At 44.4% G+C, this 16,610-nt stretch carries 18 protein-coding genes; 2 read left to right on the top strand and 16 right to left on the bottom strand.

What is annotated here, in order from left to right:
• The 5 genes from ABL924_RS14805 to mnmG all read right to left on the bottom strand — a co-directional run.
• The coding region (locus ABL924_RS14805) for a DUF262 domain-containing protein (RefSeq protein WP_349027870.1) at positions 1–666 on the bottom strand (666 nt) is incomplete at its 3' end.
• Between the two features lie 179 nt (positions 667–845).
• Positions 846–1,685 carry a ParB/RepB/Spo0J family partition protein gene (locus tag ABL924_RS14800; protein WP_349027871.1) on the bottom strand — a complete coding sequence of 280 codons (840 nt, stop codon included), beginning with the start codon at positions 1,683–1,685 and terminating at the stop codon, positions 846–848.
• Positions 1,686–2,008: 323 nt separating this feature from the next.
• The gene (locus ABL924_RS14795; RefSeq protein WP_349027869.1) at positions 2,009–2,788 is read right to left on the bottom strand and encodes a ParA family protein; all 780 of its coding nucleotides are present in this window, start codon (positions 2,786–2,788) and stop codon (positions 2,009–2,011) included.
• Between the two features lie 161 nt (positions 2,789–2,949).
• The gene (gene rsmG / locus ABL924_RS14790) at positions 2,950–3,573 is read right to left on the bottom strand and encodes a 16S rRNA (guanine(527)-N(7))-methyltransferase RsmG (protein ID WP_349027868.1); all 624 of its coding nucleotides are present in this window, start codon (positions 3,571–3,573) and stop codon (positions 2,950–2,952) included.
• Positions 3,573–5,444, bottom strand: a complete 1,872-nt coding sequence (gene mnmG, locus ABL924_RS14785; RefSeq protein WP_349027867.1) for a tRNA uridine-5-carboxymethylaminomethyl(34) synthesis enzyme MnmG — start codon at positions 5,442–5,444, stop codon at positions 3,573–3,575. The genes rsmG and mnmG overlap by 1 nt, the downstream gene beginning before the upstream one ends.
• 299 nt (positions 5,445–5,743) lie before the next feature.
• On the opposite strand from mnmG, the gene ABL924_RS14780 reads away from it, so the two are divergent.
• On the top strand, positions 5,744–5,911 hold the full coding sequence (locus ABL924_RS14780; protein WP_349027866.1) for a hypothetical protein: 168 nt from the start codon (positions 5,744–5,746) through the stop codon (positions 5,909–5,911).
• Between the two features lie 36 nt (positions 5,912–5,947).
• Here ABL924_RS14780 and ABL924_RS14775 read toward each other — a convergent pair whose 3' ends face one another.
• The 11 genes from ABL924_RS14775 to ABL924_RS14725 all read right to left on the bottom strand — a co-directional run bounded on the left by ABL924_RS14775 (position 5,948) and on the right by ABL924_RS14725 (position 16,033).
• A complete protein-coding gene (locus ABL924_RS14775) occupies positions 5,948–6,883 on the bottom strand; it encodes a hypothetical protein (RefSeq protein WP_349027865.1) in 936 nt (311 codons plus the stop codon).
• Between the two features lie 41 nt (positions 6,884–6,924).
• A complete protein-coding gene (locus ABL924_RS14770) occupies positions 6,925–7,383 on the bottom strand; it encodes a hypothetical protein (protein ID WP_349027864.1) in 459 nt (152 codons plus the stop codon).
• A gap of 169 nt (positions 7,384–7,552) precedes the next feature.
• The gene (locus ABL924_RS14765) at positions 7,553–7,681 is read right to left on the bottom strand and encodes a hypothetical protein (RefSeq protein WP_349027863.1); all 129 of its coding nucleotides are present in this window, start codon (positions 7,679–7,681) and stop codon (positions 7,553–7,555) included.
• Positions 7,682–8,029: 348 nt separating this feature from the next.
• Entirely contained in the window at positions 8,030–8,698 is a 669-nt protein-coding gene (locus ABL924_RS14760; protein ID WP_349027862.1) for a zf-TFIIB domain-containing protein, read from the bottom strand.
• Between the two features lie 17 nt (positions 8,699–8,715).
• Positions 8,716–9,729: an SPFH domain-containing protein gene (locus ABL924_RS14755; protein ID WP_349027861.1), complete on the bottom strand. Its 1,014-nt coding sequence runs from the start codon at positions 9,727–9,729 to the stop codon at positions 8,716–8,718.
• Positions 9,730–9,861: 132 nt separating this feature from the next.
• On the bottom strand, positions 9,862–10,482 hold the full coding sequence (locus ABL924_RS14750; RefSeq protein WP_349027860.1) for an inorganic pyrophosphatase: 621 nt from the start codon (positions 10,480–10,482) through the stop codon (positions 9,862–9,864).
• Positions 10,483–10,519: 37 nt separating this feature from the next.
• Entirely contained in the window at positions 10,520–11,353 is an 834-nt protein-coding gene (gene thyA / locus ABL924_RS14745) for a thymidylate synthase (protein ID WP_349027859.1), read from the bottom strand.
• Complete coding sequence (gene lgt / locus ABL924_RS14740) at positions 11,350–12,132, bottom strand: prolipoprotein diacylglyceryl transferase (protein ID WP_349027858.1); 783 nt, start codon at positions 12,130–12,132, stop codon at positions 11,350–11,352. Before lgt ends, thyA begins: the two co-directional genes overlap by 4 nt.
• Positions 12,133–12,210: 78 nt before the next feature.
• Complete coding sequence (locus tag ABL924_RS14735) at positions 12,211–14,181, bottom strand: DUF3488 and transglutaminase-like domain-containing protein (RefSeq protein WP_349027857.1); 1,971 nt, start codon at positions 14,179–14,181, stop codon at positions 12,211–12,213.
• Positions 14,178–15,131 carry a DUF58 domain-containing protein gene (locus ABL924_RS14730; protein ID WP_349027856.1) on the bottom strand — a complete coding sequence of 318 codons (954 nt, stop codon included), beginning with the start codon at positions 15,129–15,131 and terminating at the stop codon, positions 14,178–14,180. The genes ABL924_RS14735 and ABL924_RS14730 overlap by 4 nt, the downstream gene beginning before the upstream one ends.
• Complete coding sequence (locus ABL924_RS14725; RefSeq protein WP_349027855.1) at positions 15,128–16,033, bottom strand: MoxR family ATPase; 906 nt, start codon at positions 16,031–16,033, stop codon at positions 15,128–15,130. Before ABL924_RS14725 ends, ABL924_RS14730 begins: the two co-directional genes overlap by 4 nt.
• A 97-nt stretch (positions 16,034–16,130) precedes the next feature.
• Between ABL924_RS14725 and ABL924_RS14720 the strand changes: the two genes are divergently transcribed.
• A complete protein-coding gene (locus ABL924_RS14720; protein WP_349027854.1) occupies positions 16,131–16,469 on the top strand; it encodes a TraR/DksA family transcriptional regulator in 339 nt (112 codons plus the stop codon).
• Positions 16,470–16,610 lie beyond the last annotated feature (141 nt).

Below are 16,610 nucleotides of genomic sequence, written 5' to 3'. Positions count from 1 at the left end.
AGATAGCTGTACTCCCCTTGCGTTTAATGTTTCAAATACTTTATAGGCATTCAAATCATCTTGTACAACTATTTTGGTAAAAACCATGCCTGAAGAAACACGTTCAATGAACTCGGCAATCTCTTGACCGGTATTACCCATTTTTTTTTCTTCAAAAAATTTAAAGCATTTGTTCAGTAGTTTATTGGTGTTTGTTTGGCCTCTTTTATTGGGTGCCTCTAGTGAAGAACAAATAGATTTAAAATTAGAGCTATTGTTTCTATTTAAGGAAAGCTTACTGTCAACTTTTAAAGAAATAGGGTTTTTAGAACCGATATAACGATCTGTCAAAACACCTAAACGCTCTTTATTTTCTTCGGCTTCATCTCCATTATTGATTAACAACTGAATGTTTTTCATTGCGCCGAGTACAACCAGAGAAAGGGTAATAAGCCTCTGCTGTCCATCGATCACTTCAAAATCATGCTGGCTTTTGCGTTGCAGAACTATATAGCCCATATAATGATATTGTTCATCATTAATAGTCTCAATATCAGACCATAAGTCTTCCCATTGTTCTCGATCCCAAGCATAATCTCTTTGAAATCTAGGAACCTGATATTTCACACCATTACCAATTAATTCTTGGAAGGTCTGATTCGTTGGTTCCATCACCATAAATGCCATAAATTTACCTGCGTTTTTACGGGTATTACCCCAATCTGTTACTTGTATTAAGATTCATTAGATCAAGGCTTAATTGATTTCGAGGTCACGGCAAGGAAATTGATCGGATCGGCGTGATGGGATTGCTCCGACCAACTCTCTCACACCATTATTGAACTTTTTTGTTCGCATCTCTACCGTTACCTTATCTGCTCCAAAATTCCATCCAATTCCTCCAAACTGGCATAGGCAATAACCAACTTCCCAGCACCATTGTCTTTATGTTCTATGACAACTTTAGCACCCAATTTTTCGGTGAGTTGGTTTTGTAAGCGAATGGTGTCGTAGTCAATGGATTTTGTTTTTTGCGGTTTGGGTTCGGTCTGGGCATCTTTGACCAGCTTTTCTGCTGCCCTTACCGTTAATCCTTCCCTGGCTATTTTTTGGGCGGCGGCGACTTGTTTTGCTGCATCCAAGGAAAGCAATGCTCGTGCATGACCCATTTCCAGTTGACCGCTAATCAACAATTTTTTAACTTCGGGGTGTAAGTCCATCAACCGTAACAAATTGGTCACGGTGACCCGCGACTTTCCGACAGCATCGGCGATTTGTTGATGGGTCATGGTGAATTCATCGAGCAACCTTCGTAAGGCTTCGGCTTCTTCCAGGGGGTTGAGGTCTTGCCGTTGGATATTCTCGATCAGTGCAATCGCCATGGTGGCGCGGTCATCTATGTCTTTGATGACGACAGGAATTTGCTGTAATCCTGCTAGTTGGGAGGCACGCCAACGGCGTTCCCCAGCGACGATTTCGTATTTATCTTGACCGATTTTGCGCACGACGATGGGTTGAATAACGCCCTGCGCCTTTATAGAATCCGCCAGCTCCTGTAATTTTTCGGGATTCATATCTTTTCTGGGTTGGAATTTTCCCCGTTGGAGATACTCTATTGGCAAAGTGTGTATTGAATTGACTACTTCTTTTGCAGAAACATCACCCAACAATGCATCTAATCCTCGACCTAATCCGCGTTTAACCAAAGTATTCACCTTTTGTTGCTTTGTGTGATGGTTTTCTAAAAATACCTTTTCTCATTGGCAATGTTATTAAGCTAAGGAGGCCGTCCCTTCTCCCTGAGGGAGGCGGCACAGATTCCCTATCCGTTGCCACACTTCCACCATCCCTGGAGGGAAAAGCCTAGGATCAGGGGACATAAAGCACATTTTTATCCCCTCACCCCGACCCTCTCCCTCGGGGAGAGGGAGCTTTTTATTTGACTGTATTGCTCCCTTTGAGAAAAGGAAGTGTCTATATCTTTAGAGTTTTCCGCATATTTTCAGTTTAAGGTCTAAATCTTTTGCTGTCACGAAGCCTTTTTACTGCCTTCTTTTCTCAGCATTTCGCCCGCCAAGGCAATATAAGCTAAGGAACCTCTCGACGCCTTATCATAAAACAAGACAGGCAAACCATGACTGGGGGCTTCTGCCAGACGTATGTTTCTGGGGATGCAAGTCCTGAACACTTTGTCGCCAAAATGCTTGATTAATTGTTCGGAAACATCTTTAGTCAGTCGGCTTCTGTCGTCAAACATGGTGCGTAGTATGCCTTCCAAATACAGGTCGGGGTTAACGGTTTCCTTAATATTTTTGATTGTACCCATCAGTGCGGTTAAGCCTTCCAGTGCGTAGTACTCACATTGCATGGGGATTAATACGCTATCTGCTGCAACCAAAGCATTCAAGGTGAGCATGTTTAAAGACGGTGGGCAATCGACCAAAATGTAATCGTAATAAGGTTTAATCAAGACCAATCCGTCATCCAACCGCCGCTCACGGCGCTCTTCTTTTAGCAAACGTATTTCGGCGGCGGTCAGGTCGGCATTGCCCGGAATGACAGAAAAACCGAGTTCGGGCAGTTTGATGATAGCTTCGGTTGCCAGCACTTCTTTCATCAAAATATCGAAGCTGGAGTAACTGACGGTTTCTTTGTCAACACCGCAGCCTATCGCTGCATTGCCCTGGGGATCAAGATCAACCAACAACACCCGCTTTTTAGCCGCAGCCAATGCAGCAGCCAAATTGACCGTGGTCGTGGTCTTTCCAACACCGCCTTTTTGATTAGTTAGGGCAATTACTTTTCCCACTAGGTTACCTTATACCTCACCGACAGGTTTATGATTAAAAGGAATCTTTGAACAAGTTTATTCCATTCATGGTTCGACAAGCTCACCACGAACGGATAAACACCTTACCGTTCGTCCTGAGTCCTTCGATGTACTCAGGAGAGGGTTGTCGAAGGACTTGTTCAGAGATTTCCAAGTTGTATACACACCAGATTTCTTTCTGCTCCCACACCAGGGATTTGAATGGGGATGACTGTTTTTTTAGCGGTGACTTGAGCCAGTTCCGATTCGGCACAACGACCTTTCATTGCTAACAACACACCATTTTCAGAGAGTAAATGCCGACTCGATTCAACCATATCAGACAACTCGGCAAAGGCTCGCGTCAATAATGTGCTGAAAGGTTGCTCTGGCTGAAAATCTTCAACTCGACTATGGCGAATTTGCACATTGGTAAGTTTTAATTCTAATACGACCTGCTGCACAAAACGGGTTTTTTTGGCGTTACTGTCCAGCAAGGTAAACGCTAACTGCGGCAAACAAATGGCTAACGGAATGCCTGGCAAACCTGCGCCAGTACCGATGTCGATAATTCGGTTGCCTTCAAGGTAAGGTATAACGGTCAAACTGTCCAGCAAATGCAGTCGTATCATGTTCGGCTTATCTTTTATTGCCGTAAGGTTATACGCTTTGTTCCATTTTTCAATGAGCTTAACAAAGCCTAACAATTGATCAACTTTTTGCTCATCGACCGACAGGTTGAGCGCTGCAATACCGTCAACCAGGATTTTACGGCAGTCTTCCATCAAGCACTTTTCTTTTTCAAGTAAACCAACAACAAGGAAATCGCAGCAGGTGTCATGCCCGGCATTCTTGAAGCCTGACCTAATGTCTCCGGGCGTTGCGCCTTGAGTTTTTGACTGACTTCGTTAGACAACCCAGGCACACCGTTATAGTCCAGGCCATTCGGTAAGCGCAAGTGGTCATAACGTAACGCTTTGTCGATGTCAGTTTGCTGCCGGACGATGTAACCGGCATATTTCGCCTGGATTTCAACCTGTTCGCCAACCTGCTCATGAATTTCTTCGCCACCTTCATAAAAGCTCAATAAGCGTAGTACATCAACTTCTGGGCGGCGCAACAATTCCGCTAAACTGGCTTCCTTTAACAAAGGTTTGCCCCAAAATTGTTCGGCCAGTTCGGCTTCTGGGCTTTCTGCCCTGATCCATTTCTTTTTCAAGTCGTCCTGGAGATTGCTTATTGCTTCTCTTTTAGTTTCAAATGCTTGCCAACGGACATCATCAACCAGATCTAATTCGCGCCCTTTTTCAGTCAAGCGCAAATCGGCATTGTCTTCACGCAGCAACAAGCGGTATTCCGCACGGCTGGTGAACATGCGGTACGGCTCTTGTGTGCCACGGGTAATCAGGTCGTCGATCATCACGCCCATGTAGGCTTCGTTACGCTTTGGACACCAGTTTTCTTGGTCTTGTACCAGACGTGCCGCATTCAGCCCTGCAATCAGCCCTTGCGCTGCGGCTTCTTCGTAGCCCGTCGTGCCGTTAATTTGCCCGGCAAAGAAAAGGCCTTTCATATGTTTGGTTTCCAGCGACATTTTTAAGTCACGCGGATCAAAAAAATCATATTCGATGGCATAACCAGGGCGCACGATTTCGGCATTTTCAAAGCCTTCCATCGAGCGGACGAATTCATATTGCACATCGAACGGCAAACTGGTGGAAATACCATTCGGATAGATTTCGTGCGTATCCAAACCTTCTGGTTCGACAAAAATCTGGTGCGTGTCGCGGTCGGCAAACCGCACGATTTTATCTTCTATCGACGGACAATAACGTGGCCCAATACCTTCAATAACACCAGAATATAAGGGCGAACGGTCTAAACCAGCACGGATAATGTCATGGGTTTTTGGATTCGTGCGGGTGATGTGACAAGGAATTTGCCTAGGGTGTTGCTCGCGCTTGCCCAGAAACGAAAACACGGGTACGGGATCATCGCCATGTTGCACTGCCAACTTGCTAAAATCAATCGTACGGCCATCAATACGTGGTGGCGTGCCGGTTTTCAATCGGTCAATCCGAAACGGCAATTCGCGCAAACGCTCAGCTAAGGCAATCGAAGCAGGATCACCGGCACGACCGCCGCTGTAATTTTCCAAACCGATGTGGATCTTGCCACCCAAAAAAGTGCCTGTAGTCAACACCACCGCCCTGGCCATAAAGTTCAGACCCATTTGGGTTTTAACGCCGACGACCTTATCGCCTTCAACAATTAAGTCCGCGACAGTTTGTTGGAATAACGCCAAATTCTGTTGATTTTCCAATGCATAACGTATTGCCTGCTTATACAGCCTACGATCAGCCTGGGCGCGGGTCGCACGGACTGCGGGACCTTTGCTGGCATTGAGGGTACGAAACTGGATGCCAGCCAAATCAGTCGCCTTTGCCATAATGCCGCCTAAAGCATCGATTTCTTTCACCAAATGGCCTTTGCCGATGCCGCCGATGGCAGGGTTGCAGCTCATTTGTCCTAGTGTTTCAATATTTTGGGTTAACAACAAGGTTTGCGCTCCGCAACGCGCCGCCGCCAACGCCGCTTCCGTACCGGCATGACCGCCGCCAATCACAATTACATCAAAATTTTTTTTGAATTTCACAACAATTTGCCACTCTAACGTCCGATTAAAGTTAATCAAAAAGTAACTTCGTTAAGTCGCACTTCGACAAGCTCAGTGCGAACGGTGATTTAACTGTATTTCCGACTTCTCCGTTCGTACCCAAAGGGCATAAATCCTGAGCTGGTCGAAGCACTTGTATCCTTATGATGGGGATAAACGGATAATTTTTCGGAAGTTACAATAAATTAACCGACTTAGTTGTTGCTATATCGAAACTTTGCAAAAAACAACTAAACTAAAACGGTTTGTTACTCATCGCTTAATTATAAGGGTTAACCATGAAAAAACGTAAAAAAATGAACAAAATAGACGAAGCGCCTTTGCAAAATCCAGTGGCGAAATTCGCGGGATTGTTTAATAAAGCCAAAGTATTCGACGACAAGAGCAAATACAACCGCAAAGCTAAGCACGCCAATGAGGAGGCTTCGCCATTGGTTCTTAAATAGAACCAATGGCGAAGTTTTTTGTTGCTGACTTGAAATTTAATCTTTTTGATTAAGCTCTGAAACTTTACATCTTTCTCCATCTGGTTCTTGGCAACAACTTTTTATATCAGCAAGAATTTTTTTTGCTTTTTCGATTGTTAAATTATCTCTATTATGAGGTGGCATAAATGCATTGATTCTAGGAATATTTGGATGTGTTTCGTCTTTTAAACCCAAAGATTCGCTAAGGAATCGTTGGCAAGTATTTTCATTAGCAGGGTTTAATGCAATGCGATGACATGACGTACATTGTTTTCCAGATGATTCTTTTAGAAATTCAACATGCTTTAAATTATTCCATTCAAGATAAGGAGACCAATATGCTCCTTGTATTCTGTCTTCGTACGTATACTTATTTTTCCTTAAAAAATCTTCTAAGATATTTTTAATGTAGGGAGTGCCGACAAATGGATCATTGGTATGGCAATTTACACATTTTGCGTGTTTTTCTAGATTAGAGGGTAATTCCCACTTGATTTGATTCTTTTCATCAACGAAATCACTGTCTTTAGGTGATTTAATATTTGGTGGTATAGGGGCACTAGGTTTCAAATCTGATTGATACCAGCACGTTGCGCCGCTTTTTTTATTGTGCTGAATAATAGCAACTTCGTCGTACAGCCCATCTGTTGCTCTGCTATCGTTAAATTTTCTACAAATGAAAATAACGATGGCATCGTCATTAAAAGTTAACATTCCCAACTTTGAGCCAGTCATGCATGGATTGCCTTTTCCAAGTAAGCTTGGGTTGTTACAAGGTTGACTCAAATTATCTTTGTTTTTTTTTGTTTCTATAGGGATTTCTTTGCCATCTTCACAGCTAAAATCATTTATGGAAATCCCTGCAATCTTATTACATTGCTTTGCATAATACTGAATACTTTCGGCTTCTGACGGTATCCAATTGATTATTAAAAAAAGGCTAACAACCAAGTAGATACTGCACTTAGATATTAGCCGTGGAAATCCCCGTATCATTTAGTATCTTTACAATAATCTGGATGGACAATTTTTTTTATTTCTGCGGGAATGGTATATTTGCGAATTGTATCTGTCTCAAATGAAACGTCTGTACACTTATCAATGCCCTTTTGGTCTCCAATTCCATCTTCCTTAAGAAAGTCGGCAAAATTTTTTGCTTGCGCTGAGGACTCGATCCCGTTTGGATGTTTTTGCTTTTCAAGCAAATAATCCAAAAAAAGCTGCAAAAACTTAGACCAATGTTTACTTTTTTTAATTTTATCTTCGTTTTCAGATATTGTTTTCTTAAGATTGGTAATTTCAATTTCGCCTTTATTTTCTTCTAACCCTTTTCCATATCGGTATTCACCAAAAGTATTTACGGCAATAAAGACACCTATTAACGTCAAAACGAAAGCACCATAAGGTAGGTATTCTTTTAGGCTACTTTCTTTCTTTTTTATAGGAGGCATATTGTACTTTCTTGAAAAGGTTGTAGGAATAATTATTTTGTTAATTTTTACGCTCAGTCAGATAATGGTAGCGAACTAATGTCTACAGAGCAAGCTTAGTGCAATAGCGTTAAAAAATTGCTTATTATAATCAGTAAGCCTAAACCGATGACAGCGACCACGATTAAGCTTAACTCCAACAGCAGTTTTCTAAAGCTAATCGCGTTGCCGCCAGTTTTTCCAGCGCAGGGATTTTCGGCGTGGTTTCCGTTTGCGTATGTTTAGGTTGCCAAATGGGTGTTTGGTTGCGTTTTCTCATGAATGACCACTGCGTTTACATCAACGAAATTGCAGACAATATATACGCTTAGATGGTTAAAAACTCAAGAAAACAAATAGATATAAAATGTGAATATTTGAGGTTTTTCTATTTAGTCAAATGAAAAGCCGCTTTAGTGTGGCGAACAACCTGAAAAGCCGTGTAGGGTGGGCACATGCTGTTCGTGCCCACGCGGAACAAAATGTCGATGTAAATGGTGGGCAAAAAAACCTGCCCATTTTATCGTTCCCACGCTCCGGCGCGGGAATGCAGCCCCTGACACTCCAGTGTCCCTTCTCACCAAAAATCAATGAAATTATGCATTTTCCCGGTCACTTATTAATAACATTAAAACAACTTACCCAACAACCCCGCCACTGTTTCAATTAAATCCACCTCCAGCGTACTACTAAAACTACCGCTGGTATTAGAATAATCGGCTGCCTTGCCGGGAAGGACATTCTGCTTGTGTTGTTTTTGCCTTTCCATCTCGACAGCGTATTCTTTGTGTAAAAGTTGCCCGCCGGCTTTTTTCCATTCCAACAGATGCGTCAATTCACCGCTATCCAGCCAGATACCATGAATAACGCACTGGTCTACAACCACGCCGCTGCGCTGTCCGAAATTGACGCGGTTCATGTGCCTTTGGCATTCGGGGCATTTAAGATAGCGTATTTTTTGGGGTTTACGGTAACGGTCTTTGTTGATATTGTCGATGTGTTCGTGATTGATATCAAAGACATTGGAAACCGAGCTTTGCATAATCAGCTCTATTTCACCTTTATCGAAAAACAAGCCAAAGCACGATTGACAGCGTTCAATCGCTAACGGCTCTGGCGTTTTTAAGCGGATAGTTTGTAGTGATTTGTCACAGTTTGGACAAATACGCTTGCTGAGCAGTTTTTCTACTTTATACGGATGCTTGGCATGTAAATCTACATCGCTGCGGGTATCACAAAAATTGCAACGATTAGTATTGGCAGGTAGCGGTGCTGAACAGGAAGTGCATCTAGCCATAAGTTAATAGCACCAGACTACAACGCGTCTAAAATAGCTTGTCTTTTGTCGGCGTATTCCTGGTCGGAAATCAAGCCATCCTTGTTGAGTTCTTTGAGTTGCGCCAATTTACCCGCAGCGTCGTTATCAGGTTGTGCTGTTGGAGCGACAGCTGTGCTTTGCATCCCTTGTGCCATTACTTGCCCTAAGCCAATACCTGCGCCTAAACCTACGCCAGCACCTGCTGCGCCGCCTTCATTACGTGCTGCTTCGCGCATGGCTTCAAGCTGCTGCAGTTTAGCATAATCTACGCCTGCTGCCTGTGCCGCTTGCGCTTCTGCGGTTACATTGGCAATACGGTTGATGCGCGTAAGGGTTTCGTCGTCGAAGTTCGTGCCTTCGATACGGAAGTCGGTCATCTCAAAACCGAGTTTGCCAAAATCGGCATTTAATTTTGCCGATACGCCGTCAGATATTTCATTACGACTGGCATCAATATCGGCGTAGGAATATTTGCTTTCGGCGAGAAAGTCACTCAGCGGATGAATAATCCGTTCGGACATGACCCTACGGAAATCTTCAACCAAAAAATCGCCATGGCTACCAACCACATTGACGAAAAAACCGCGTCCATCAGAAATACGGTAGCTGTAATTGCCGTAAGCTTTTAATCCTACAGGAAATTTGTATTTAGGATCTTCGTACTTGATGCTTGAAGTCGTACCCCACTTTTGATTTAGGATCTCCGTGCGCCTAAAAAAGTAAATGCCGACTTTGTGATGGCTTTCAAAAAACTGCATGAAGTTTTTGACCGTCGACCAGAATGGGATGTTGGCTGTTTCCAGGTCGATCAAACGTTGCTCTTCGAGCACCGCTTGCACCTTGCCCTCATAAACGAAAATACAGCCTTGCCCTGGACCGACAATCAGCTTGGACGCATTCTTGATTTCGTCGCCGTTGTCGCTCCATTCATGAATCAAAGCATCGGGATTGGCATCGCGCCATTCGATAACCGAACGTAGTTGCCGTCTAATACCGTCAAAAAGTGCCATAAAATTCTCCACCGAGCTAAGTAGTGGTTTTATGTTAGTTGAAATGGTTGAAATAGCAATAAATGCTAGCCAAGTTTGTGATGTAATGCCAATTTTTGAGATTAGCGGCTTACTCTTAATACCTAAGATGATTTACGTTGTGTAGTATCCATAGTGATGCTGATAATCTGCCATAGCACGTTTGATCACTTCGTGCGCTTCTTCTCGACCGTAGACTTGGGTGATTTCACAGATAAGATGCTCGCTGGGTAAATGCTTATACGTTAGGAAATAATGTTTTAGGCGGTCAATATAGGAAGGGGGACAATCAGAAACATCGTTCCATTGCCGATAAAACTCATCGCCCTTCATAACGGCAATAATCTTATCATCTGCTTCCCCGTCGTCTAACAAACGAAAGCCTCCGATAGGCACTGCCTGTACCAGAATATCCCCATGCGTTACGCTCCGTTCGCTGAGCACGCAAATATCGAGTGGATCGCCGTCACCTCTGGCTACTTTTCGACCTGATTTTATCTCCGCATATTCAGCCACTTCCTCGGCACAGTAGGTTTGTGGAATAAAGCCGTAAAGCGTTGGAATCATGTTGGAAAATTTTTGTGGCCGGTCTATCCTGAGATATCCACTAATCTTGTCGATTTCATACTTGATGGTATCGGACGGTACGATTTCGATGAACGCCGTTACAATGTCCGGGGCGTTATCTCCAGCTTCTATGCCATGCCAGGGGTGGGCTTTGTGTCTTATGCTCATTAATTTTTACTGTTTGATAGCTGCGGTTTGTGTCTTGTTAAACGGAAATAGCTGCCTTAATGTGTTCATGGGCTTGATAATCCGTAATTTCAAAATCATCGTAATGGTAATCAAAAATCGATTCCGGTTTGCACTTGATTAATAAGGTTGGCAGTGTGTATGGCTCACGCGTTAATTGTAGCTTGGCTTGTTCCAGATGGTTTAGATACAAATGAACATCACCGCCCGTCCAAATAAAATCGCCCACTTGTAAGTTAGTCTGCTGAGCAACCATGTGGGTCAACAAAGCGTAACTGGCAATGTTGAACGGTACGCCCAGAAAGGTATCACAGCTACGCTGATACATCTGGCAAGAGAGCTTGCCATCCGCCACATAAAACTGAAAAAACGCATGGCAAGGGGCTAAAGCCATTTTGCCGTTTGCTACATTTTGCTGAGGGCTAACGCTTTCATCCGGTAAATCAGCAACATTCCACGCGGAAACAATCATGCGACGGCTGTTGGGTGTCTGTTTCAGTTGATAGATGGCCTGCTGAATCTGGTCGATAGAATCGCCATTTGGCGTAGGCCAGGATCGCCATTGGTAACCGTAAACAGGCCCTAACTCACCTTGCCCATCTGCCCATTCATTCCAGATATTCACATTGTGTTCACGTAAATAGCCGATATTCGTATCGCCCTTCAAAAACCAAAGCAATTCATGGATGATGGATTTGTAGTGTATTTTTTTAGTTGTGACTAAAGGAAAGCCCTCTGCCAACGCAAACCGCATCTGATAACCAAAGATCGACAGCGTACCGCTGCCCGTTCGATCTCCTTTTAGAGTTCCGTCCTGAAGAATTTTGTCAAGTAACTGCAAGTATTGGTTCATGCAGCCTTTTTATATGCAAAATAAAATAAAACCGCGCCAATGATAATCATTGGCGTGGATAGTATCTGTCCCATAGTCACCCAATCCAGCGCAAGATAGCCGAGTTGCGCGTCGGGCATACGGAAAAACTCGACAAAAAATCGAAAGCAGCCGTAACAAAATAGAACTAGGCCGGTTGCTGCCATAGTCGGCCTGGGCTTACTGGTGTAAATCCAGAGGACAACAAATAACACCACACCTTCCAGGAAAGCCTCATAAAGCTGTGAAGGATGGCGGGGAAGTGGCCCGCCATTAGGGAATACCATCGCCCATGGCACATCGGTAGTCCGTCCCCAAAGTTCCGAATTGATGAAATTTCCGAGTCGGCCAGCACCCAAACCAATAGGACAAAGCGGTGCAATAATGTCGGTCAGTTGCAGCATGGTACAGTTCTGTTTTTTACCGAACAGCCACATAGCAACAAACACACCCAACATGCCACCATGAAAAGACATTCCGCCCTGCCATATCTTAAACAGAATCAGTGGATTACTGAGGAATTCAGTGAAATTATAAAATAACACATACCCAATCCTGCCGCCCAAAATAGCGCCCATCGCCCCATAAGTCACCAAATCCTCTATCGCTTCCGGCTTGAGCGGCGACCACGGTTGCTGCGCCCGTTTTTGCCCCAACACCCACACTCCTGCAAAACCAACCAAATACATCAAGCCGTACCAGTGAATTTTTAACGGTCCGATGGCAATCAGTACGGGGTCGATTTGAGGGTAGGTGAGCATAAGAAGTTTTAATAATTAATTTAGTGCCTATTATAACTTAACTCATGATGGTGGGTCAGTGTTGTAGCTGTATCCACCTTACGGCCTTAATGATATTTTGACATTAAGCAAGCTAACTAAACTATCCAGCCGTCTAAAACCCTCTTCAGCCGGTTTCTTGCCGTAGCGTTGGTTGATAAAAGCGACGGTTATCTCTTCTATACAGTCAACCTGTTCCGGCAGTTTGAGCTTAATGCGTTCAGCAAAATCCCTTGCACCTTCGCCTGTGCTTTTAGTCAATCCCGCCTTGGCGATTTTCTTTAAAAAGCGATTATAAACAATCAAGGTACGGTCAGAGGTTTTGGGTCTTTGATGAAATAAAAACAGGCTGAGTATGGCGGTGATGACAGCAACGATTGTCATCATCCAGTACACCATGGTTTTAAAATCCTCGATACCGAATGTCGACAGGAAACTGGCTTGATTGGCATTGTTGTAATTGATGACCCAACGCTGCCAGTTATAATCGACATGGCTCCATAACTGTCTTGCCTTGTTTAGTAAATTAAATGCCCCTTGCCCCGTATTAGGGGCTGCATAACTTATCAGTCCGCCTGGCATCAATCGGGCAATGTCGATGTTCTTCTCTATCCGTTCAGGTGCAATGGCGGCAGTCGGATCAAACCTGACCCAGCCTTGCTTATCCAGCCATACTTCCGCCCAGGCATGGGCATCGGCTTGCTTGATTTCCAGAAAATTTCCCACCGCATTTAGTTCACCGCCCTGGTAGCCAGTAACGACTCGTGCAGGAATGTCGGCCACCCGCATCAAGTAAACAAAGGCCGAGGCATAATGGCTACAAAAACCGCTCCGGGTTTCGAATAAAAAGGTTTCAATCGGATTTTGTTCCATTAACGGTGGTGTTAAGGTGTAATGGAAATCTTCTTTCCTAAAATGATTGAGTAACTGATTAATAAACACGTCCGGCGCACTATCGAAGCCGTGCAATTGAATGACTAATTGTTTGATTTTATCCGATGGCGCACTCGGTAGCTGTCGGGCATGTTGGTATTCGGTTTTAGTAATGTAGCCTGTGTTGTAGGTCGGGTAAGAGGTCAATTTGAATTCGGTGCGCTTATCCAGGCCGTCCGATGTTAGCAATTGATAGTTCGCATTCTGGCCCAATGGTTTAGGAAATTCGGCAGGCATATCCAAAGCAAATACCCAGTCTTTTTCCTGCGGTTCCATCAACAGGGTGTACTGGTAAGCCTTTCCTGAAAAAGTCGGCTTATCTAAATACGCTTGATAAGATAAATCCCTTGCTTGCGTCCACTTTTTGCCGTCGGTTTGGGTCATTACCGGGCCACGCCAATAGCGTTGTTTTGCTGGCGGAATCGCTCCGGCAAACTTAACCCTGAATACCAGCTCATCCGACATGCCCAGATCGGTGATAGAACCGGGCTCCATGGTGTCGCTTAAGCCCATTTTTGTCTGTGGTTTATCATTAAACATTAGCCATTTCGGCGCTTCAACTCGCGGAAATAATATGAAAACCACAATAGCCATGGGTACCGCCTGTGCAATAATCACTGCCGCTTTTTTGAGCGCAACCGTTGTGTTAGCAACATGGCTATTGATGAATACCAACGTTGCAAGCAACACGCAACAAACAAACAGGATATAAGCTGCCATCAGTATGCTTTGCTCATACAAAAACTGGGAGGCAGCAACAATAAATGCAAGGTAATTAATCAGATAAAGATCGCGTTCGCTTTTAATCTCCATTAATTTCAAACCCAGCGCAATCACAAATAAACTAGTACCGCCGTCGCGCCCTAAAATGCCACGGTGTTGGGTGTACAGAATCGCCATTCCGCAAACTATCAGAAGTAAAATAATTGGAAAAGTCGGTAAGCGGTCGGGCTTCCAGATACAGATAAATCGCCAAACAAGCAGCAGGCAAAAAAAGCCGAACACCCCCCAATGCAGATGAGACACATGGGGCAGCACTATCAAGCCAATCGAGGACAGCAAAAAAATCAGTATTTCTTTGTTATGGGCAGGATTCATAGATTAAACAAAGCCAGCGCTTCCAGACATTTCCGGTAATGTGCAGGACCATTCCCCGGCTCTATCTGCAAACCAGGAATAATGAATCCGTAAGCGACACCTAATTGTTCGGCATCGACCACCCAGCGGCATAAGTTGCTCAGGCGTTCCTCAAGTGACTGTCCGGGTGCATGTCCGTAATCCAGCCAGATTTCTGCCGAGCTCTCTCCTCCATATTGTTTGCTGAATAAGCCCAGCCCTTTCGCGTAGGCTTTCCAGTGCAGGTGTTTGATAGGGTCGCCAGCCTGATAACTCTGCAGTCCATAAAACTCATCGCCGCCTTTTTTAAACTGCCCTTGTTGATTTTTTGTTGCTCCTATTTCCGGGAATGGGATCTCCTGGTTTGCTGGCTTGGGATACACAATGGCTTTGGCATTGAAACGAATAGGTGACCAAGCACGGAATAAACCTAATGGATAAGTGCTGGAAATGGTGACCGTTCCCGCCGGATGCCAGCCCCGTTTCCGGGTGAGGTCGTACAAAATTAAATGAGCTTTGCTATTTGCCTTTAGGTGGAAATTTTCAGCCGTTTTCAATTTTAGCTGGATATTCTGGCGTTCAGCCGATGTCGGATTATTGATATGCACACCAAATCCGGCAGCCTCACCAGCAAATACCTCTGTCGCTTGACCTTCTTGAACAGTCAATCCTGCCAAAGATTTATAGGTGTGCAAAATGGTAATAAAAAAAATACTGCCCAGCAAAAATGCCAGCATATAAGCCAGATTATTGTTGTACACAAAGGCAATCAGCGCCAACAACAGAATCAATAAGCCGAAGCCCAAACCGCGTTGCGTCGGTAAAATAAATATCCGCCGCTGGTTTAGGAGTAACGGTAAGCCGTCCGGCCTCCGCTCACCGAGGAAAAACCGATCCAGCCCATAACGTTCTTTTAAAGTATTTAGGTTCAAGTGACAGCAACCTTAGTTAAAATAGGCGCAACAATGGCTACAGAATCGTTATTGCCTGATCGCAGCCGATGCCCAGCAACCGCCGCCAATACGGTTTGTATATCCTCTGGAATGACTGCATCACGATTATCCATAAACGTCCAGGCTTTGGCAGCAGTCAGCAGCGCTAACCCAGCCCTTGGCGATAAGCCACAATGATATTCGGGTGATTCGCGGGTGAAGTTAATTATGGCTTGGCAGTAATCCAGTAAGGCACTGGACACATGCACTTCCGTAATTGCCTGTTGCAGATTCTGTAATTGCTGCGGTGTAATCTGCGCCGATAATGAACTAATTAGGTTATGCCTATTTACGCCCGTCAGTAATTGCCGCTCCGATTTTGGATCGGGATAACCCAACTCAATACGCATTAAAAAACGATCCAATTGCGATTCAGGCAAAGGGAAGGTGCCGATCTGGTGTGAAGGATTTTGCGTGGCGATCACGAAAAAAGGCTTGGGGAGTTGGTAAGTGACTCCTTCTACAGTAACTTGATGTTCCTCCATCGCTTCCAGTAGCGCGCTTTGTGCCTTGGGTGTCGAACGGTTAATCTCATCAGCCAACACCATCTGGTTAAATATCGGCCCTGGATGAAATTTGAATTCATGGTTTTTGCCATCAAAAACGGATGCACCGATTATGTCAGCCGGTAAAATATCGCTGGTAAACTGGATACGCTGGTAATTCATGCCCAATAACTTAGCCAGCGTATGTGCCAGAGTCGTTTTGCCAACACCTGGAATATCTTCAATCAATAAATGGCCGCGCGCCAACAGGCAACACACCGCTAAACGGATTTGCCGTTCTTTGCCGAGAATAACCTGATTGGCTTCTTTAAGTAGTCGCTGGATGTCATTTTGCATAGTTAGTGGTAGGATGCTTGCATATTAAAATTTTGCCCTTAGTATAGAACAAAGCCTGAAATTAAACGGCAAAGCAAACAAAGGCAGGAGTAGTGCAATGAAAGAGTACGAAGAAGTACGCAGCCATCTGATTGACATGTTAGAGGAGCTGGATGACCGTCTGACCAAGATAACTAACGACGTAAAACATACGGATGAGCCATTGGAAAAAGATTTTGCAGAACAAGCCACACAGTCAGAAAATGACGAAGTGTTAGATTACTTAGGCAATGCCGCCAGGGCAGAACGGGATCGGGTGCAACAAGCCATCGCCCGAATAGATAGTGGCGAATATGGCATTTGCGAATTGTGCGGCGAACCCATCAGAAAAGAGCGTCTGGAAGCCGTACCTTATTCCAGTATGTGTGTTAAGTGCGCCAGTCAAGCGGGGTGTTGAGGTTGGTATATTTCGTCTTAATGAAAATAAACCAACCTTTTACTATTGATCCGGCCTTTAGAAGTTTTAAGCTGCATATTTGACTCTCTTATCCTGAAAGAAGCTGCGTATGCGTTCTGGATTCGACTTCAGCATGTCCAT

Source organism: Methyloglobulus sp., assembly GCF_040079455.1.
GTDB lineage: Bacteria > Pseudomonadota > Gammaproteobacteria > Methylococcales > Methylomonadaceae > Methyloglobulus.
Note: the sequence above shows the minus strand (reverse complement) of the source record. Positions and strands in the feature narration are given on the sequence as shown.